Raw genomic sequence first — 19314 nt, forward strand, 5'->3', positions numbered from 1 at the left:
TTACAAAATAGCAACTATTTCAGCTTCAAAACTGAGGTCTTTACCTGCCAAGGGGTGGTTGAAATCGAACCACGCGCCTTCCTCGTTAATCGACTGTAATACACCTGCATATTGTGCCCCGCCTGGAGCATTAAACTCAACAATATCACCTGGCTTAAATTCTGATACCTCATCAGTATTGCAGACTAAGGTCTCCATAGAGACCCACTGCACTAACTCTGGCTTGTGCTCCCCAAAGCCTTCTTTTGCCGAGATCGTGGCGGAACGTTTCTCACCAACCTTTGCGCCCATTAATGCTTTTTCAAAGCAGGGGGCAAATTGACCGGTTCCCAACTGCATAGTCGCAGGGCTATCCTCAAAGGTATTGATGTAGTCCTCCCCGTTGGGCAAAACCAAACGATAGTTCAGGGTCAAAAAAGCAGTGGGGGTAACGGTAAGCTCACTCATATGGTCATTGTAGCGAGAGAGTCCCAGCATCGCCCAATCTCTTCATGGCCAAAAGCCCATCAGCCTCGGGAAAAATTACGCCTCCAGGGTGCGAACTCCCTCTCCGATGCAGAATTACTAGCCATTTTTTTAAGGGCGGGCGTGAAGGGCAAAAGTGCTGTTTCACTGGCACAAGATCTCTTGACACAATTTCAAGGGATTCAGGGGCTAGTGAATGCAAATACCGAAGATATTTGTAAGTGCTTTGGGATGGGGCCATCGAAGTGGGCACAAATTCAAGCTGCCTATGAACTTGTTAGGCGCTGTCTCCAAGAAAGTCTATGCGCTGGGGCTGTTTTTAGTTCCCTCCTCCAGGTCAGAGAGTTTTTACAGGCCAAAATTGGGAGACTACCTCATGAGGTCTTCTTATGTCTTTACCTAGACTCCAGTAACCGACTCATCGAATGCCAAGAGCTTTTTAGAGGTTCGATTGACCGAACGGCCATCTACCCCAGAGAAATAATTAAAGAGTCCTTAGCGCGAAACGCAAGCAGCCTCATCGTTGTCCACAACCACCCTGGCGGGAACCCTCTCCCAAGCCCTCAAGATGAATTGATCACTAAAGACCTTCAGGAGGCCCTTTCTTGGGTTGATATTGAACTTCTCGATCACTGCATTGTTGCAGGGCATGGATTTTTCTCATTTTCAGATGCAGGCCTTTTAAATAGGCTATAAATGATAGTAATTACTAACTTAATATAAGGCGCCCTACTCACCGCGATGCTTTCCCTAGCCCTAATCGCTAGATGCCTGCTACAATCTTTGTTTTTCGTAATAAAGGAGTGTGTCATGGCAAAAGTTTGCCAAGTCACTGGGAAAAAGCCAATGGTTGGCAATAATGTTTCCCATGCAAACAATAAGACCAAACGTCGCTTTTTGCCTAATTTGCAAAATCGTCGCTTTTGGGTTGAATCTGAAAATCGTTGGGTTAGCCTTCGTTTAACGAATGCTGGTTTACGCATCATCGACAAGAACGGAATTGATTCTGTTTTGGCCGATCTTCGTGCTCGCGGTCAAGTTTAAGGAATATCTGAATGGCTAAGGGCGCAAGAGAGAAAATTAAGTTGGAGTCCAGTGCTGGTACTGGTCACTTCTATACCACTACAAAGAACAAAAGAACTAAACCAGAAAAAATGGAGATCATGAAGTTTGATCCAAAGGTTCGTAAGCACGTCGCTTACAAAGAAACAAAGATTAAGTAAGTCTTAATCTTCCATAGAAATAAACCCGCTTAATGCGGGTTTTTTCTTTACTTAGTTTGAGTAACGTCTAAGGCGCAGCGAGAACTCTTTAAGAGAGTTTGGTCCAGCCTCTTCCGCTCGATGGCACCAAGAACGCAACTGGGTTAACAGTTGCTCGCGGGTCGCATTGGAGCGCCCCCAAATAGCATGGAGTTCACGACGCATCTCAATCATCTTGCGCAACTGAGGATTGGTCTTCATTAACTCCTCCAGTTTTTGTTTTTCATCAGAGCTTAGCTTTGCTTCGTCCTTATAAAGCCAATCTCGCGCATCTTTAAGGTGAGTAGCAAACTCTTGCATGTTCTGGAACTCATTGGCAATACAGCGTTGTAAGGTTTTGCTGTAGCGGGCCATGATTTCGTAACGATTGGCAATAACAGCCTCAAGGGTTTGATCATCTGCCGGGCGAACCTCGGAAAGCACGGGCTTGGGGGGGACCTTTTTCACCTTAGCCAGGCCAAGGGAACTTAGGGCACAGATATACATCCAACCAATATCAAACTCATACCACTTGTTTGACAGCTTTGCGCTAGTCGCATAGGTGTGATGGTTGTTATGTAACTCCTCGCCACCTATCAAGATTCCCCAGGGAACAATATTAGTCGAAGCGTCTTCACAATCGTAGTTGCGATACCCCCAGAAGTGGCCGATACCATTAATAACGCCGGCAGCAGTAATCGGAATCCATAGCATTTGGACTGCCCAAACAGTAGCGCCAATCCCGCCAAACAGAAATACATCGATGATTAACATCAGACCAACACCCTGCCACGAGAACTTAGAGTAGATGTTGCGCTCCATCCAATCATCCGGGGTGCCATGTCCAAACTTATCGAGGGTCTCTTGCTTAGCAGCCTCGATCTTATAAAGTTCAGCGCCACGCAATAAAACAGTATCAATACCCAAAATTTGTGGGCTATGGGGATCGTCTACGGACTCGCATTTAGCATGGTGCTTGCGATGTACAGATGCCCATTCTTTGGTAACCATTCCAGTGGTTAACCACAACCAAAAACGGAAAAAGTGGGAAGGTAGTGGATGCAGGTCTAGAGCACGATGGGCTTGGCAACGATGTAAAAAAATCGTCACACTTGCAATAGTGATATGGGTCATCACAAGGGTGAAAATAACAATCTGCCACCACGCCCAATCCAGATAGCCATTGGCCAACCATTGCATCAATGAATCATGAAACGAAGTGAGTCCGCTAATTTCCAAACAAGTTCTCCAAAAGGAATCTAGGCCATGAAGCCCTATACCCCTTTATTTTAAGGCTTTCGGCGTAATACTGCCCCGAAGAACCCGTCAGTTCCATGGATATGCGGCCAAACCTGCCACCAGGGCTTGGCATTACTGCTTCCCAGGGGTATTCCATCATATAAAAAATGTTGGCCAAGGGCTTCTGCTGCTGGCAAAACCTCGAATTCTGGGTGTTTTTCTAGAAAAAGTTCTACAAGTCCCTGATTTTCTTGATCTAAAAGACTGCAGGTTGCGTAGACCAAGCGACCACCCGGTTTTACTAATCGGCCTGCAGATTCCAGGATCGCTAGCTGAGTTTGGCCTAATTTCTTGATTTCCTCAGGAGTCTGACGCCACTTGAGGTCTGGATTACGCCGAATAGTTCCCAAACCACTGCAGGGGGCATCCACCAGCACCCGATCAATCTTGCCAGCAAGGCGCTTAATCTTGGGATCGTTTTCACTATCAATCCAAACTAGATGAACATTTGATAAACCACTGCGCGCAAGACGTGGTTTTAGGTTTGCCAGTCGTCGCTCGGATGTATCAAAGGCATACAACCTACCTGTGCTTCGCATCATGGCGCCCAGAGCCAATGTCTTGCCGCCTGCGCCTGCACAAAAATCTACCACCATCTCACCGCGTTTTGGGGCGAGCAGATGACACAGGATTTGACTACCCTCATCCTGCACTTCAAAGAGGCCATCCTTGAACCAGGTCGAGGTTTGCAAGGAAGGCTTTCCAAAGATGCGGATGCCATCTAAAGAATAGGGGGTTGGGATTGCCTCAAAGCGATTGGTGCTGGCATTTATTTGCGCAAGCAGATCGTCTCGATTAATCTTCATGGTATTGACACGCAAATCAAGGGGTGCGGGTTTCATAAGAGTCTCTGCTAATTGCTCACACCGCTCTTTACCAAGTGATTGAGTTAGTTCATTCCACAACCATTCTGGTAGATTATTTTTAATCATTGGGGCAAGTGCATTACGATCAACTTGTCCGTAACGCTGCAACCACTCAAACTCATCTGTTTGTAATACAAAGGCTAAATCTGCTAAGGCGCTTTCTAAGCGATTGCCCGATCCAAGCCCGCCCTCAGAGAGCGCTGAAACCAAGCCCAGCAAAGCTAGGCGACGTGCCTGCGGTCCACTACCGCTAGCTGCAAACTGCGAGAACTCGTTTTTACGTCGTAACACTGCGAAGGCAGCTTCTGCAATTAATGCTCGATCTCGATTGCCTAATTTTGGGTTTGCTCGAAAGTAACGACTAACCACGCGATCCGCGGGTTGATTAAAAAGAAGTAATTCTGGAACGATGTGCTCTAGATGAAACGCGTGCTGGGGCAAAGCCTTAGCATGCGAATAATTTTTTTGCCCCTGGGGATTGATGGGCTCATTAGGTTTGGTGTTCTTTGCTTTTGCGTATTTCTTTTCTCCCGCCAGGCGCTTGGAAGACCCATACGATGCGGATGATTTTTTAGAAGTATTTTTCATGTAAATGAGATGTACTGTGATTCAGGTGGATGGATATGCACAGTATTTCCCTCGATCTGTAAACGTTGGTTAATAAACCATTCAACCGCTAAAGGGTAAATGTAGTGTTCCATTTTTAAGACCCGTGCTGCCAAACGACTTGCATCATCATCGAGCAATATAGGGACCTCACCCTGACAAATGATAGGGCCCTCATCCACACCGGCACTCACAAAATGAACGGTAGCCCCATGCGTCGTATCGCCCGCCTCTAGAGCACTCTCATGCGTATGCAAACCGGGGTAACGTGGTAACAAGGATGGATGAATATTGATTATGCGGCCCTCATAATGCTTGATAAAGGCTGGGGTGAGGATTCTCATAAAACCAGCCAAAATCAATAAATCGGCTCCATAGTGGTCAATTTCGTGAATTAGGGCCTTATCAAAAGCATCACGACTCGCAAAATCACGATGATTAAGCACTTGTGTGGAAATGCCCTGAGACCTAGCAAAATCAAGGCCCTTTGCCTCTGGATTATTACTAATAACCCCTGTAAATCGAACATCCCATGACTTTGCAGTAGCGGTCTTGAAGATTGCTTCTAAATTAGAGCCCCGCCCAGAAATTAAGGAAACGATTGAATGCATGACCAACAATATAATTCAAGGTTAGCCTGAAAGCGAACTGTGAAGGTAATTCGACGTTTTTATTCATCCTCTACTCGCCCTCCCTGCGCCCTCACCATTGGTAATTTTGATGGGGTTCATCGAGGACACCAAGCATTGCTCCAGCAATTGGTGCAAGGGACTCGTGCGCGCGAGCTATCTAGCTGCGTATTAACGTTTGAGCCTCATCCCCGCGAATTCTTCACCCCTAATGATGCACCACCCCGTATCCAAAATTTACGCGATAAGCTACTGGCATTAAAAAGTCTTGGTTTGGACTCGATTGTGATTGCAGAATTCAATCAGGCATTTGCACGACTAAGCCCCACAGAATTTGTTACAGAGATCCTAGTGAAGCAACTCAACACTAAATGGATTTTTGTGGGTGATGATTTTTGTTATGGCGCCAAACGTGCTGGTAATTTTGCAAGCCTGAAGGCCGCTGGTCAACAATATGGATTTGAGGTCACCAGTATCTCTACGGTACTTCAGGAGAACGAAAGAATTTCAAGTTCTCTTGTGCGCCGCGCTCTTGAAAAAGGCGACATGCTACTAGCCAGTAGCTTGCTTGGTCGCCCCTTCTCTATTTCTGGTCATGTCTTGTATGGCAAACAATTAGGACGTCAACTGGGTTTCCCTACACTCAATCTTTCAGTATCGACCCTGCGGCGCTCCCATCAACCAGTTACTAGCGGTATTTTTGTGGCTCAGGTTCATGGTCTTGCCAAAGAAGCTCTGCCAGCAGTGGCTAGCCTAGGCGTTCGCCCATCTGTAGAGAGTTCTGGGGAAGTCTTATTAGAGGCCCATGTATTTAATTTCAATCAATCGGTGTATGGGAAATTAGTTTGCGTAGAATTGCTAGAGCGACTGCATGAAGAGCGGAAATACCCTGATCTAAAAACCTTACAAGCTGCAATCCAACATGATGCGCAAATGGCGCGCGATTATTTTCATAAGAAAAATATGTATGTCTGACAAATCCTCTGCTTACCCCGTTAATCTCCTTGAGACCTCATTCCCCATGCGTGGAGATTTGCCTAAGCGTGAGCCACAATGGGTTGAAGAGTGGCAACGCAATAAAGTGTACGAAGCGATCCGCTCGGCTCATGCGGGCGAACCTAGTTTCATCCTTCACGATGGCCCCCCTTATGCCAATGGTGATATTCATATTGGTCACGCAGTCAATAAAATCCTTAAGGACATGATTGTCAAGTCACGTTGGCTAATGGGCTTTGACGCAATTTATGTGCCAGGCTGGGATTGCCATGGTATGCCCATTGAGATCCAAATAGAAAAACAATTTGGTAAGAATTTACCCACTGCCCAAGTGCAAGCCAAGGCACGTGAGTATGCAAAAGAACAGGTTGCAAAACAGAAAAAAGATTTTCAACGTCTTGGTGTCTTAGGCGAGTGGGATGAGCCTTATCTCACTATGGACTTTCAAAACGAGGCTGATGAGATCCGCGCTCTAGGAGAAATCTGGAAGAAGGGGTATGTATTCCGGGGACTAAAACCTGTTAATTGGTGCTTTGATTGCGGCTCCGCGCTCGCTGAAGCGGAAGTAGAGTATCTAGATAAAACCGATCCTGCCGTTGATGTGGGCTTTGCCTTTGATACGGCGCAGTTAAATTCATTAGCAAATGCTTTTAGATTAAAAGAGCTTCCCAATAAACCGGGTATGGCGGTCATTTGGACTACAACACCTTGGACCTTACCTGCCAATCAAGCGCTTAATGCACATCCCGATCTGGAATACGCCTTGGTCGAGACGCAAAAGCAAATCCTGCTACTTGCTCAAGACCGTGTCAAAGAATGTCTGGAGCAATATGGTTTTGAAGGGAAAGTTCTAGGTACCTGTAAAGGTAAGGCCCTTGAGGGTATCTCTTTCTGGCACCCTCTAGCCAGCCTAGACCCGGGGTATAAACGATTGGCACCCATTTACTTAGCAGAGTATGTCACCTTAGACACGGGTACCGGCTTAGTTCACTGTGCGCCTGCCTACGGTGAGGAAGATTTCAAATCCTGTAAAACAAATGGCTTAGCGGATCAAGACATCATAAATCCTGTTATGGGTGATGGTGTTTATGCATCATCATTGCCCCTGTTTGCTGGGCAGCATATTTGGAAAGCAAATACCAATATTGTTAAAGCCCTAGAGCAAGCGGGTAGCCTTGTTAAGAATAAGTCGTATACGCACTCTTATATGCATTGCTGGCGTCATAAAACGCCCATTATTTATCGTGCTACCTCCCAGTGGTTTGCCAGTATGGATAAAAAACCATCGGATGGGAAAGCATCTCTTCGTGAAACAGCACTTGCTGGTATTGAAAGCACTCTCTTTTATCCAGCCTGGGGTAAACAACGTCTTCATAGCATGATTGCAAACCGCCCCGATTGGACCCTATCGCGCCAACGGCAATGGGGTGTTCCCATGGCATTCCTAATCCATAAAGAAACGGGTGAGCCCCATCCGCGCACTCCAGAACTTCTAGAAAAGATTGCTCAACTCGTTGAGAAGGGTGGTATCGAGGCCTGGCAAGCTTTAGATCTTGCCGATTTAATTGGTGATGAATCTAAGCATTATGAAAAAAACCGAGATACCTTAGATGTTTGGTTTGACTCTGGCACTACGCACTGGCACGTTATACGGGGCTCACATCGTGCTGCCCTCTACCGTAAAGAAAGTGAAGGTGAGGCTGGTCGCTGGGCTGATTTATACCTAGAGGGTTCTGATCAACACCGTGGCTGGTTTCATTCATCCTTATTAACGGGTGCGATGCTAGATGGCAAGCCTCCGTATAAAGCACTTCTTACCCACGGCTTCACGGTTGATGGTCAGGGTCGCAAGATGAGTAAATCGGTCGGCAATGTCATTGCTCCGCAACAGGTAGCCGATAAATTAGGCGCTGAGATCATTCGACTTTGGGTTGCCTCAACCGATTACTCCGGAGAGATGTCGATCTCTGATGAAATATTAAAACGTGTGGTTGAGAGCTATCGTCGTATGCGTAATACCTTACGCTTTCTGCTTGCTAATCTCACAGACTTTGATCCAAAGAGTCATTCAATGCCAGTATCCGATTGGCTTGAGATGGATCGTTACAGTCTAGCGCTTGCAGCAGATTTACAAAAAACCATTGAGGCTCATTACCGTAACTATGAGTTTCATCCAGCTGTATCGAAAATACTTGGTTTCTGCTCTGAGGATTTGGGAGGCTTTTATTTAGATATCCTGAAAGATCGCCTTTATACAATGGCGCCCAACTCGCCAGGTCGTCGCTCCGCACAAAATGCACTATTTCATATCACGCAGCATTTACTCAAATGGCTATCGCCCTTCTTAAGCTTTACTGCTGAAGAAGCATGGCAGTCTTATCCCCACTTTGCCAAACAGCCCAAGAGCCCCTCGATCTTCACCGAGCAATTTGGGTCATTCCCAGATATTGCCAACCAAAATGAGCTACTCCAAAAATGGCAACGGATTCGTGAGATTCGTTCTGAGATTACCAAAGCCATTGAAGTAGAACGCGAGGCAGGAAAAATTGGGTCTTCTTTGCAAGCAGAATTAAGTATCGAGGTGGCAGCATCCGACTTTGCACTACTCAACTCACTTGGAGTTGATCTGCGGTTTGTCACAATCACCTCTAAAGCAGAGATCACTCAATCTAACAGTAATGCAATGGCTATTACTGTTAAACCAAGCACCGCTCAAAAATGCGCGCGCTGCTGGCACCATACAAGCGATGTTGGATCACACTCCGAGCACCCTGACATTTGTGGTCGCTGCATCAGCAACCTCTATGGCGAGGGCGAGAAACGCCAATTTGTATAACTATGGATAAATATCAAAGCCCCAATGGATCAACTCGGTGGTATCTCGTACTAGCCTTGCTGATCCTCATAGTTGACCAAATTACCAAATGGTGGGCACAAATCAGTCTGCCCATGGGTCAAGCACTTGCGGTGACTGATTTTTTGAACTGGTTTCTCATTTATAACCCTGGGGCTGCATTCTCATTTTTATCCCAAGCAGGAGGCTGGCAACGCTGGTTTTTTACCATCGTCGGGATCCTTGCTGCTGTGGTCATTATTTGGCTCCTCCAAAAAAATACACACGATCGTTCATTTTGTATCGCCCTCTCACTAATCCTGGGCGGTGCTATTGGCAATGTGCTGGATCGCCTTTTGTATGGGGCTGTAGTCGACTTTATCGATGTGCACTATCAAGGTTGGCATTGGCCTGCATTTAATATCGCTGACAGTGCCATCTCTATTGGTGCTACATTAATCGTTATCAACGAGATTAAGCGTGCCATTACGCAACGCAGCTAGTCTTACTGAAAGATCGGAATGGATGCAATGGCTTCCTTAGCAAATAAAAAAATTGTGTTGGGGATCTCTGGTGGGATCGCTGCCTATAAATCAGCAGAGCTGGCTCGTGCCTTAATACAAGAAGGCGCTCAGGTTCAGGTGGTGATGACCGAAGCTGCACAGCAATTTATTACTCCCGTAACACTGCAAGCTCTCACGGGGCAATCGGTATACACCAATCAATGGGATGGTCGCATTGCCAATAACATGGCACATATTGAACTCTCTCGCCAAGCGGATGCAATCCTAATCGCACCAGCAAGTGCCGATTTAATGGCTAAACTTTCTTTAGGTCTTGCAGACGATCTTTTGAGCACGCTATGCCTCGCTCGCGACTGCCCACTTCTGATCGCTCCTGCCATGAATCTACAAATGTGGGCCCATCCCGCAACCCAACGAAGTCTTGAACGTCTTAACAAAGATGGTGTTATGGTCTTAGGTCCTGGGAGCGGTGATCAAGCCTGCGGAGAGGTCGGCTTAGGTCGCATGCTTGAGCCCTCCGAAATCTGTGAGCAATTGATTGCTTTCTTTCAGCCTCAGGTTCTCAAAAATAAACGGGTGCTTATTACGGCTGGCCCCACCTTTGAGGCGATTGATCCAGTTCGCGGCATCACGAACCTTAGCTCAGGCAAGATGGGCTTTGCGGTAGCGCAAGCAGCTGTTGAGGCTGGCGCCCAAGTGCATCTGATTGCTGGTCCCTGCGATCTAGCTACCCCCCTCGTCAGTAGTGGAAGAATTTTGCGTACTAATGTCACTAGTGGCGAAGAAATGTATCAAGCAGTATTAGATTCGGCAACCTGTGATGTATTTTTTGCTGTTGCGGCCGTAGCTGACTGGACGATTGCGAATCGCACCAAACAAAAGATTAAGCGTCAAGAACAAACTGATCTCGATTTACAATTTCGCTCTAATCCTGACATTTTGTTAGAAATGGCGAAAATTGCTAAACGCAAATCCAAACCCTATTGTGTTGGTTTTGCTGCCGAGACCGATCGGCTTGGTAAGCATTGCAAAGAAAAGCGGGTTCGCAAAGGTATCCCGATGATCGTTGGCAATATTGGGCCTGCAACCTTCGGCTTAGATACGAACGAGATTTTAGTGGTGGATGAAAAAGGCAGTAAAAACTTGGGGCGAGCGAGTAAGCTCGATCTGGCCCGACGTCTGATTGCGATTGTGGCAACCCGTATTTCGTAAAGGATCTTCAGTGCAAGTACTTCAAGTCAAAATACTCGACGAGCGGATGCGCTCACAAATGCCAAGTTACGGGACCCCTGGTAGTGCGGGATTAGATCTGCGCGCTTGCATTGATCAATCCATTGAGTTAGTCCCTGGCAAAACAGAGTTAATCCCAACCGGTCTTGCGATTTATATTGAAGACCCACGTTATGCGGCGATGATCTTGCCACGCTCAGGACTTGGTCATAAACACGGAATTGTCTTAGGTAATTTGGTGGGCTTAATCGACTCTGATTATCAGGGTCCATTAATGGTGAGCGCCTGGAATCGCAGCACAACTCCATTCAAACTGGAGCCGATGGAACGCTTAGCGCAATTAGTCATCGTTCCTGTGCAACAAGTGGAATTAAAAATCGTGCCTGAGTTTGTCAGCAGCACCCGCGGCAGTGGCGGATTTGGAAGTACTGGACGCGGATAAATCCGCATCCAGTCTTCATTAAATCTCTTCTACCGGTTCAGCACTGGCTTTATTAGCTCTACTTGGTGGAGTATTCGATGATTGAATATCGAGCTTAACCTTACCTTCATCATCAATATCAACCAGCACTGATCCACCGTGGGCTAAACGACCAAATAGCAGCTCGTCAGCCAAGGCTTTGCGTACAGTATCTTGAATGATTCGCTGCATTGGTCTAGCTCCCATCAATGGGTCAAAGCCATGTTTTGCTAAGTAGGCACGCAATGCAGGACCAAAGACAGCATCCACTTTCTTCTCATGCAACTGTTCTTCAAGTTGCATCAAGAACTTATCAACTACCCGCATGATGATTGATTCATCCAAGGCCTTGAAGGATACGATTGCATCTAAACGGTTACGGAACTCTGGGGTGAAGAACTTCTTGATATCAGCCATCTCATCACCCTGCTCACGGGCATTAGTAAAGCCCATGGTTGACTTCTGCATAGCCTCGGCACCCGCATTAGTAGTCATGATGATGATGACATTTCGGAAATCAGTTTTGCGCCCATTGTTATCGGTCAAGGTGCCATGATCCATCACCTGTAACAGAATATTGAAAATATCCGGATGTGCTTTTTCGATCTCATCTAGCAATAAGACGCAATGGGGTTTCTTAGAAACCGCTTCGGTTAAAAGGCCGCCTTGGTCAAAGCCCACATAACCTGGGGGCGCCCCGATCAAGCGACTGACCGCATGACGCTCCATATACTCAGACATATCAAAGCGCAACAGCTCGATACCCATAATGAATGCAAGCTGTTTAGCAACCTCTGTCTTTCCGACCCCAGTAGGTCCAGAGAACAAGAATGAGCCGATCGGGCGATCAACCTTACCCAAGCCAGCCCGGGTCATCTTAATAGCGCTGGCTAAAGCTTCAATCGCAGGATCTTGACCAAACACGACGCTCTTGATATCGCGATCTAGGGTCTGTAATTTACTGCGATCATCCACCGATACCGATTGCGGCGGAATACGTGCAATCTTTGCAACAATTTCCTCGATCTCTTGGCGACTAATGGTCTTCTTTTGCTTTGACTTGGGCAAGATGCGCTGAGCAGCACCTGCTTCATCAATGACATCAATCGCTTTGTCAGGCAAATGTCGATCATTGATATAGCGCGAGGATAGTTCGGCAGCGGCGACCAAGGCTGCGCTTGCATACTTAACACCATGGTGTTCTTCGAAACGGGATTTCAAGCCACGCAAAATTTGTACTGTCTGATCTACGGTAGGCTCAACCACATCCACCTTCTGGAAACGTCGAGATAGCGCTGCATCTTTCTCAAAAATGCCACGGTACTCGGTAAAGGTAGTTGCCCCAATGCACTTTAAAGTACCGCTTGATAAAGCAGGCTTCAATAGATTACTGGCATCGAGAGTACCTCCAGATGCTGCGCCCGCACCAATCAAGGTATGAATTTCATCGATGAAGAGGACCCCATGGGCGTTATCTTTTAATGATTTAAGAACACTCTTGAGACGTTGCTCAAAATCCCCACGGTATTTAGTGCCGGCAAGCAAGGCACCCATGTCTAAAGAATAGACCGTGGCGTTCGCCAAAATATCAGGCACCTCTCCCTTGGTAATTCTCCAGGCCAGTCCTTCGGCAATCGCGGTTTTGCCAACACCCGCCTCACCCACCAACAGTGGGTTATTTTTACGACGACGGCATAAGACCTGGATCACACGCTCCACTTCACTATCACGACCGATCAATGGGTCGATCTTGCCTTGGCGAGCAAGGGCGTTAAGATTTTGTGTAAATTGATCTAAGGGGCTTTCTTTGCCACCACTCGCTGCCTCTTCGGCATCAGGGCTGGCCTCAGCCGCTTTGGCGGGCTCGGTATTATCTTTACGAACGCCATGACTAATGAAGTTGACTACATCCAAACGGGTAACCCCTTGCTGTTGCAAGAAATACACCGCATGTGAATCTTTCTCGCCAAAGATAGCTACGAGCACATTGGCGCCCGTGACCTCTTTTTTACCATTCGAGGTTGATTGGACATGCATGATGGCACGTTGAATGACCCGCTGAAATCCTAAGGTTGGCTGCGTATCGACCTCTTCAGTTCCTGGGACCACCGGCGTGTTGTCATTGATAAAATTCTTGAGTTGTGAGCGCAACTCAGCAATATTTACGGCACAAGCCTTCAAAACCTCAACCGAGGTCGCGTTATCCAGCAATGCCGATAGAAGATGCTCAACGGTGATGAACTCGTGGCGAGCTGCTCTCGCATCCACAAAAGCCATGTGTAAGCTTACTTCTAGTTCTTGAGCAATCATGCTTCCTCCATAGTGCACTGCAAGGGGTGGCCCGCTTCACGGGAACGTTCTATTACTTGATGTACTTTAGTGGAAGCTACATCGCGGGTAAAGATACCGCATACACCTTTACCAGCAAGATGCACTTGCAACATGATTCGCGTTGCTGTCTCTTGGTCTTTATTGAAATACTCTTGAATAACCATCACCACAAACTCCATAGGGGTGTAGTCATCATTCAATAGCATGACTTTGTACATGGCAGGCACCTTGACTTTCTCAGCTTGCCGTTCCAGTAAAGCCGTATCTTCCTTATACGGGATTACTGGATTTCCTCCAGGAGGTGTTTTGGGGTTTTGACTCATTAGAGCCATTCTAACCACACAGAAAAAATTCGGCCAAAATTGGTTTTTACTTTACGAAAATCCCTGAAAAACAAGGCATTTTTGTCATATTGGGGTAATTTTTATAAAAAAAGGGGGTTTTCACGTGTTATTCGGTCATATTTCCTTGACACCCCTTTAAAAAGGGCAAACAATCGACCTTGTGGTGTCTTTCTCGTATGAGATTTACCTGCATTAGGCGTGTTGTGGTGTGAGACCAATAAGTGGTGTTTCTTCGCTTCACGGTTGTTTTTAAAGATTTTTGTAATGGAGTTCGCATGGCGACCGGAGTTGTTAAGTGGTTTAATGATGCAAAAGGTTTCGGGTTTATTAAACCTGATGATGGTGAAGAAGAGTTGTTTGCACATTTCAGTGCAATCACGATGAGTGGTTTTAAAACCCTCAAAGAAGGCCAAAAGGTAACGTTTGACATTACCCAAGGTCCGAAGGGTAAGCAAGCTACAAATATTCAAGCTGGCTGATCACTTCCTGATCCCAAACAAAAACCCCAGGGTCAAACCTGGGGTTTTTCTTTTGTAGCTAACGCACTTACATATTGTCGATCATGACCTGACCAAAGCCGGAACAAGAAACTTGTGTCGAACCTGGTAATAAACGTGCGAAGTCATACGTTACTTTCTTCGACAAAATTGCTTTCTCCATAGAAGAAATAATCAAGTCAGCCGCCTCAGTCCAGCCTAGATGACGCAACATCATTTCTGCAGAGAGGATCTCAGAACCTGGATTGACATAATCCTTACCGGCGTACTTAGGAGCAGTACCATGGGTTGCCTCAAACATCGCAATGCTATCGGACATATTGGCTCCCGGCGCAATACCAATCCCACCAACTTGGGCAGCTAGCGCATCAGAAATGTAATCGCCATTTAGGTTCAGGGTTGCGATCACACTGTATTCATTCGGACGCAATAAGATCTGTTGTAAGAACGCATCGGCAATCACATCCTTCACAATGATGTCCTTACCTGTTTTGGGATTCTTGAATTTGCACCATGGGCCGCCATCCACAAGCTGTGCACCAAATTCTTTTGTGGCTAACTCATAACCCCAGTCACGGAATCCACCCTCCGTAAATTTCATGATGTTGCCTTTATGGACTAATGTCACCGAAGGCTTGTCATTATCAATGGCGTACTGGAAAGCTTTGCGAACCAAACGCTGGGTCCCTTCGCGTGACACTGGCTTGATACCAATACTCGAAGATTCTGGAAAACGAATCTTCTTCACACCCATTTCCTTAGTCAAAAAGTCAACAATCTTCTTGGCGCCATCTGTGCCCGCTTCCCACTCGATACCGGCATATATATCCTCGGAGTTCTCTCGGAAGATCACCATATCGGTTTTTTCAGGTTCGCGAACAGGGGAAGGCACGCCCTTGAAATAACGCACCGGACGCAAACAAACATACAAATCGAGTGACTGACGAAGGGCCACGTTTAAGGATCGAATCCCCCCACCTACAGGAGTTGTTAATGGACCCTTGATCGAAACAACGTACTCCTTAACTGCTTCCAGGGTTTCGTCTGGCATCCACACGTCTGGACCATAGACCTTAGTCGATTTCTCACCAGCAAAAACCTCCATCCAAGCAATCTTGCGCTTACCACCGTAGGCTTTTTGAACGGCAGCATCGACCACCTTGATCATGACGGGGGTAATATCCAATCCAGTGCCATCTCCCTCAATAAATGGAATGATGGGATTATGGGGAACTTTGATTGAAAAATCAGCATTCACGGTAATTTTTTCACCAGCGGGAACCTTGATGTGCTTGTGCATTGCGCTTTTCTCCAGTTAACGAATTCAGTATTTTCGCATGAGACTTAGAAGTCCCTACTCTAAAATGAACTATTTTAAATCTTCGACAAATATGGCAAATAAATACTTGACTGTTCTAGTGGCCTCTTGCCTGATGGGCCTTACACATGCATCGTTCGCCCAAAACCAAAAACTGACCGTCATCGAGCTCAAAGCGGGTATGTACCGCATAGAAGCTGAATTAGCAGATACACCAGCAGCTCGCCAAACGGGTCTTATGTATCGGACCTTTATGCCAACGAATTCAGGAATGCTATTTGTCTTTGAAGAAAAAGCGATTCATTGCTTCTGGATGCGCAACACCAAGCTACCCCTATCCATTGCATTCCTAGAGGATGATGGCAAGATTGTAAACATCTCCGATATGGAGCCCGAGACCCAAAATAATCACTGTCCGCGCTCTTCAGTTCGCTACGCCCTCGAAATGAATCAAAAATGGTTTGCGCAACGCGCTATTGGTCCTGGGACAGTGGTTCAGGGATTACCTAAAAAGTAATGAGGCTTGGTTTAACCAAAGTGACAAACGTAATGCACGGGTTGATCGGCCCGGATTACAAAATAAGCACCCGCCTCCACAGTCCAGCTTTGACCAGCTGAAAATGATTTTTCAGCTTCGCCATTGATGCTGACATAGGCAGTTCCATCTACCACTTCCATCACTTCTTTAGTTGTCAAATCAAAGCGTAAGGTGCTAGGTAATATCACTCCAACTGATTTACGGGTACCGTCTGCCAAGGTAACGGTATGCGACACACACTTACCATCGAAGTAGACATTCGCTTTTTTACCAACTGAAACCTGATCAAACTGCATGTGTTCGCTCTCTTATCAAAATAAATGATTAATTATTTAGCACGCTTGCGCTTTGCGATTTCTGCAATACGCATGCGTAGGGCATTTAACTTAATAAATCCACCTGCATCCGCCTGGTTATAAGCTCCGCCATCATCATCAAAGGTCGCAATATTCTGATCAAATAAAGTATTTACAGAGTCGCGCGCCAATACGGATACAGAGCCTTTATAAAGCTTTAGGCGAACATTACCATTGACACTCTTTTGCGTGTGATCAATTAAAGTTTGCAATGCAATCCGCTCAGGTGACCACCAATAGCCGTTATAAATAAGTGTTGCATAACGTGGCATCAGATCATCCTTAAGATGCGCCACTTCGCGGTCTAACGTAATACTTTCAATCGCACGATGCGCTTTTAGTAATATCGTGCCGCCCGGAGTCTCATAGCAACCTCGACTCTTCATACCAACAAAGCGGTTTTCAACTAAATCAAGACGACCAATCCCATTTGCGCCGCCCAAGCGATTAAGTTCAGCCAATAACTCATGGGCTTTCATAGCCTTGCCATTAATAGCGACCGGGTCGCCATTCTTAAACTCAATCTCAATGACCTGAGCTTTATCTGGAGCTTTTTCAGGAGAGACCGTCCAACGCCACATCGCTTCTTCAGCCTCGGCATTGGGGTCTTCTAAATGACGGCCCTCAAAACTAATATGCAACAGATTGGCATCCATCGAGTAAGGCGCCCCACCTTGCTTGTGCTTCATTTCAACAGGAATACCGTGCTTCTCTGCGTAAGCTAGTAGTTTTTCTCGAGAGAGTAGATCCCACTCACGCCATGGGGCAATTACTTTAATGCCCGGCTCAAGCGCGTAATAGCCTAACTCAAAACGAACCTGATCATTACCCTTGCCTGTGGCCCCGTGCGACACTGCATCAGCGCCAACTTGACGAGCAATCTCAATTTGTCGTTTGGCAATCAAAGGACGTGCTATCGATGTGCCTAATAAATACTCACCTTCATAGATCGTATTGGCACGGAACATTGGGAATACAAAATCACGTACAAACTCTTCGCGCAAATCATCAATAAAGATATGCTCTGGCTTAATCCCGAATTGAAGAGCCTTTGCACGAGCAGGCTCAAGCTCCTCCCCTTGACCTAGGTCAGCGGTGAAGGTCACTATCTCACAAGCATATGTGTCTTGAAGCCACTTCAAAATAACACTGGTATCTAAACCACCAGAATAGGCTAATACTGCTTTTTTAATGTCGGACATAATTTATTTCTATGTTTTTTACAGAACTTCAATCAAAAAGATAAAACACATACGCTATGTAGCAACCATAATTTTATAGGCGCCCACAGAGCAAAAACTCCATTAGAGCTTTTTGAACATGCAGGCGATTCTCGGCTTCTTCCCAAACTATGCTTTGAGGTCCGTCAATCACAGCCGCACTCACCTCCTCACCCCGATGCGCTGGTAGGCAATGCATGAACAATGCATTGGGTTGGGCTAAAGCCATTAGATCTTCTGAAACCATCCAGTTTTTGAAAGCAGCCATACGCGAAGTATTTTCATCCTCAAAACCCATGCTGGTCCAGACGTCTGTTGAAACCAAATGAGCACCTTTGCAAGCATCTTTCGGGTCGGCACATACTACAAGGTGATTTAAGGCCGAGCTATTCAGGCGCGATCGCTCAAGCTGATAGCCCTCAGGCGCAGAGAACCGAAACTCGAAATCTAATTTCTCAGCGGCCTGTATCCAGGTATATGCCATATTGTTTGCGTCGCCGACCCAAGCAACGGTCTTACCTTGAATAGGTCCACGGGCTTCCACAAATGTGAAGATATCGGCCATTACCTGGCAAGGATGATATTGATTGGTTAGCCCATTGATGACTGGGACACGTGAGTTGGCACTAAAGCGCTCAATGGTATCTTGCTCAAAGGTCCGAATCATGATGATGTCGGTCATTCTGGAAATGACTTGTGCGGCATCCTCAATAGGCTCACCCCGACCAAGCTGTGTATCCCTTGTATTCATATAAACCGCATGTCCGCCCAATTGGTGAACGCCTGCCTCAAACGATAAACGAGTTCGTGTGGAATGTTTTTCGAAGATCATTGCCAAGGTGCGATCGTGCAGGGGATGCCAAGTCTCATAGCGTTTGAAGCGCTCCTTCAACCACGCTGCCCTAGCAAATAAATACTCATACTCATCCCGACTAAAGTCTGAGAACTGGAGATAGTGCCTCAGCTGCCCGGGCACCTGAGGCTTAGCCAATGAACGGCCGGTACCTAGCTCAGCCAAATGAGCATCTTGGGTTGTTTGAGAAGTTTTATGCGGCATATCTTGCAAAAGAACGCTCCATGAAACAAAAACCCGCTCGATCTAAGAGCGGGTCAGAAAATCTAAACTACCTTAGGCCCGCTAAAGGCCTAATAAAAAACAATTAGGCCATCGCCTTAATGGCTGCAGAAAGTCGTGACTTCTGACGAGCGGCAGTATTTTTGTGAGCAATCTTTTTATCGGTGATTGTGTCAATCGTTGACTGTGTTGCAATAAATACTTTCTTCGCTACATCCTTGTCACCCGCTTCGATCGCCTTGCGAACAGCCTTGATCGAAGTACGTAGCTTGGAACGCAAACTAGCGTTGTGAGCATTTTGCTTCACAGATTGACGAGCGCGCTTGCGTGCTTGTGCGGTATTAGCCATTATTAAATTAACCTATCTAAATCAAATAATCAGAATGAAATCAAACTTTTAAAAGTAAAAACCTGCCAAAAGCCTGCGTTCACTATCTTTGCAAAGCCGCAACAATACGGCTCTCGAAAACCTGACATTCTACCCGA

General features: G+C 46.4%; 21 protein-coding genes. 10 read left to right on the top strand and 11 right to left on the bottom strand.

All coding sequences use genetic code 11. From position 1 onward, the window contains the following. The gene (locus tag NKE59_RS08030) at positions 1-447 is read right to left on the bottom strand and encodes an FKBP-type peptidyl-prolyl cis-trans isomerase (protein WP_353438454.1); all 447 of its coding nucleotides are present in this window, start codon (positions 445-447) and stop codon (positions 1-3) included. Between NKE59_RS08030 and radC the strand changes: the two genes are divergently transcribed. The 3 genes from radC (at position 448) to rpmG (ending at position 1688) form a co-directional block, all read left to right on the top strand. Beyond that, entirely contained in the window at positions 448-1161 is a 714-nt protein-coding gene (radC, locus tag NKE59_RS08035; protein ID WP_353438455.1) for a DNA repair protein RadC, read from the top strand. Positions 1162-1275: 114 nt separating this feature from the next. After that, on the top strand, positions 1276-1509 hold the full coding sequence (gene rpmB, locus NKE59_RS08040; protein ID WP_353438456.1) for a 50S ribosomal protein L28: 234 nt from the start codon (positions 1276-1278) through the stop codon (positions 1507-1509). Between the two features lie 11 nt (positions 1510-1520). Next, complete coding sequence (gene rpmG, locus NKE59_RS08045; protein WP_353438457.1) at positions 1521-1688, top strand: 50S ribosomal protein L33; 168 nt, start codon at positions 1521-1523, stop codon at positions 1686-1688. Positions 1689-1739: 51 nt separating this feature from the next. Here rpmG and NKE59_RS08050 read toward each other — a convergent pair whose 3' ends face one another. The 3 genes from NKE59_RS08050 to purN form a co-directional block, all read right to left on the bottom strand. Then, on the bottom strand, positions 1740-2906 hold the full coding sequence (locus NKE59_RS08050; RefSeq protein WP_353439938.1) for a fatty acid desaturase: 1167 nt from the start codon (positions 2904-2906) through the stop codon (positions 1740-1742). A gap of 89 nt (positions 2907-2995) precedes the next feature. Continuing rightward, entirely contained in the window at positions 2996-4459 is a 1464-nt protein-coding gene (locus tag NKE59_RS08055) for an RsmB/NOP family class I SAM-dependent RNA methyltransferase (protein ID WP_353438458.1), read from the bottom strand. Then, positions 4456-5088 (bottom strand): phosphoribosylglycinamide formyltransferase, encoded by a 633-nt coding sequence (purN, locus tag NKE59_RS08060; RefSeq protein ID WP_353438459.1) that lies wholly within the window; start codon positions 5086-5088, stop codon positions 4456-4458. Before purN ends, NKE59_RS08055 begins: the two co-directional genes overlap by 4 nt. A 39-nt stretch (positions 5089-5127) precedes the next feature. On the opposite strand from purN, the gene NKE59_RS08065 reads away from it, so the two are divergent. Genes NKE59_RS08065 through dut form a run of 5 tightly spaced genes read left to right on the top strand, consistent with a single transcriptional unit; the run spans position 5128 to position 11131 of the window. Continuing rightward, entirely contained in the window at positions 5128-6081 is a 954-nt protein-coding gene (locus NKE59_RS08065) for a bifunctional riboflavin kinase/FAD synthetase (protein ID WP_353438460.1), read from the top strand. After that, complete coding sequence (gene ileS / locus NKE59_RS08070) at positions 6074-8938, top strand: isoleucine--tRNA ligase (protein ID WP_353438461.1); 2865 nt, start codon at positions 6074-6076, stop codon at positions 8936-8938. The genes NKE59_RS08065 and ileS overlap by 8 nt, the downstream gene beginning before the upstream one ends. 2 nt (positions 8939-8940) lie before the next feature. Continuing rightward, a complete protein-coding gene (gene lspA / locus NKE59_RS08075; RefSeq protein ID WP_353438462.1) occupies positions 8941-9438 on the top strand; it encodes a signal peptidase II in 498 nt (165 codons plus the stop codon). A 27-nt stretch (positions 9439-9465) separates the two neighbouring features. Continuing rightward, positions 9466-10671, top strand: coding sequence for a bifunctional phosphopantothenoylcysteine decarboxylase/phosphopantothenate--cysteine ligase CoaBC (gene coaBC, locus NKE59_RS08080; RefSeq protein WP_353438463.1), 1206 nt, complete (start codon positions 9466-9468; stop codon positions 10669-10671). Between the two features lie 10 nt (positions 10672-10681). Next, entirely contained in the window at positions 10682-11131 is a 450-nt protein-coding gene (gene dut / locus NKE59_RS08085; protein ID WP_353438464.1) for a dUTP diphosphatase, read from the top strand. An 18-nt stretch (positions 11132-11149) separates the two neighbouring features. Here dut and clpA read toward each other — a convergent pair whose 3' ends face one another. Both clpA and clpS read right to left on the bottom strand, forming a co-directional pair. Beyond that, positions 11150-13459: an ATP-dependent Clp protease ATP-binding subunit ClpA gene (clpA, locus tag NKE59_RS08090; protein WP_353438465.1), complete on the bottom strand. Its 2310-nt coding sequence runs from the start codon at positions 13457-13459 to the stop codon at positions 11150-11152. Next, the gene (gene clpS / locus NKE59_RS08095) at positions 13456-13812 is read right to left on the bottom strand and encodes an ATP-dependent Clp protease adapter ClpS (protein WP_353438466.1); all 357 of its coding nucleotides are present in this window, start codon (positions 13810-13812) and stop codon (positions 13456-13458) included. The genes clpA and clpS overlap by 4 nt, the downstream gene beginning before the upstream one ends. Positions 13813-14099: 287 nt before the next feature. On the opposite strand from clpS, the gene NKE59_RS08100 reads away from it, so the two are divergent. Then, a complete protein-coding gene (locus NKE59_RS08100; RefSeq protein WP_353438467.1) occupies positions 14100-14303 on the top strand; it encodes a cold-shock protein in 204 nt (67 codons plus the stop codon). 67 nt (positions 14304-14370) lie between these two features. Here NKE59_RS08100 and icd read toward each other — a convergent pair whose 3' ends face one another. Continuing rightward, positions 14371-15621 (bottom strand): NADP-dependent isocitrate dehydrogenase, encoded by a 1251-nt coding sequence (gene icd / locus NKE59_RS08105; protein ID WP_353438468.1) that lies wholly within the window; start codon positions 15619-15621, stop codon positions 14371-14373. 133 nt (positions 15622-15754) lie between these two features. Between icd and NKE59_RS08110 the strand changes: the two genes are divergently transcribed. Continuing rightward, positions 15755-16156 (top strand): DUF192 domain-containing protein, encoded by a 402-nt coding sequence (locus tag NKE59_RS08110; RefSeq protein ID WP_353439939.1) that lies wholly within the window; start codon positions 15755-15757, stop codon positions 16154-16156. A gap of 11 nt (positions 16157-16167) precedes the next feature. On the opposite strand, the gene NKE59_RS08115 is transcribed toward NKE59_RS08110, so the two are convergent. The 4 genes from NKE59_RS08115 to rpsT all read right to left on the bottom strand — a co-directional run bounded on the left by NKE59_RS08115 (position 16168) and on the right by rpsT (position 19177). Next, on the bottom strand, positions 16168-16473 hold the full coding sequence (locus NKE59_RS08115; protein ID WP_353438469.1) for a pyrimidine/purine nucleoside phosphorylase: 306 nt from the start codon (positions 16471-16473) through the stop codon (positions 16168-16170). Positions 16474-16505: 32 nt separating this feature from the next. Further along, positions 16506-17735 carry an argininosuccinate synthase gene (locus NKE59_RS08120; protein WP_353438470.1) on the bottom strand — a complete coding sequence of 410 codons (1230 nt, stop codon included), beginning with the start codon at positions 17733-17735 and terminating at the stop codon, positions 16506-16508. 73 nt (positions 17736-17808) lie between these two features. Further along, entirely contained in the window at positions 17809-18810 is a 1002-nt protein-coding gene (argF, locus tag NKE59_RS08125) for an ornithine carbamoyltransferase (RefSeq protein WP_353438471.1), read from the bottom strand. 103 nt (positions 18811-18913) lie between these two features. Beyond that, positions 18914-19177 carry a 30S ribosomal protein S20 gene (gene rpsT / locus NKE59_RS08130; protein WP_353438472.1) on the bottom strand — a complete coding sequence of 88 codons (264 nt, stop codon included), beginning with the start codon at positions 19175-19177 and terminating at the stop codon, positions 18914-18916. Positions 19178-19314: the final 137 nt, after the last annotated feature.

Origin of the sequence: Polynucleobacter sp. UK-FUSCHL-C3, assembly GCF_040409815.1 — a bacterium.
In the GTDB taxonomy this organism is placed as follows: Bacteria; Pseudomonadota; Gammaproteobacteria; order Burkholderiales; family Burkholderiaceae; genus Polynucleobacter.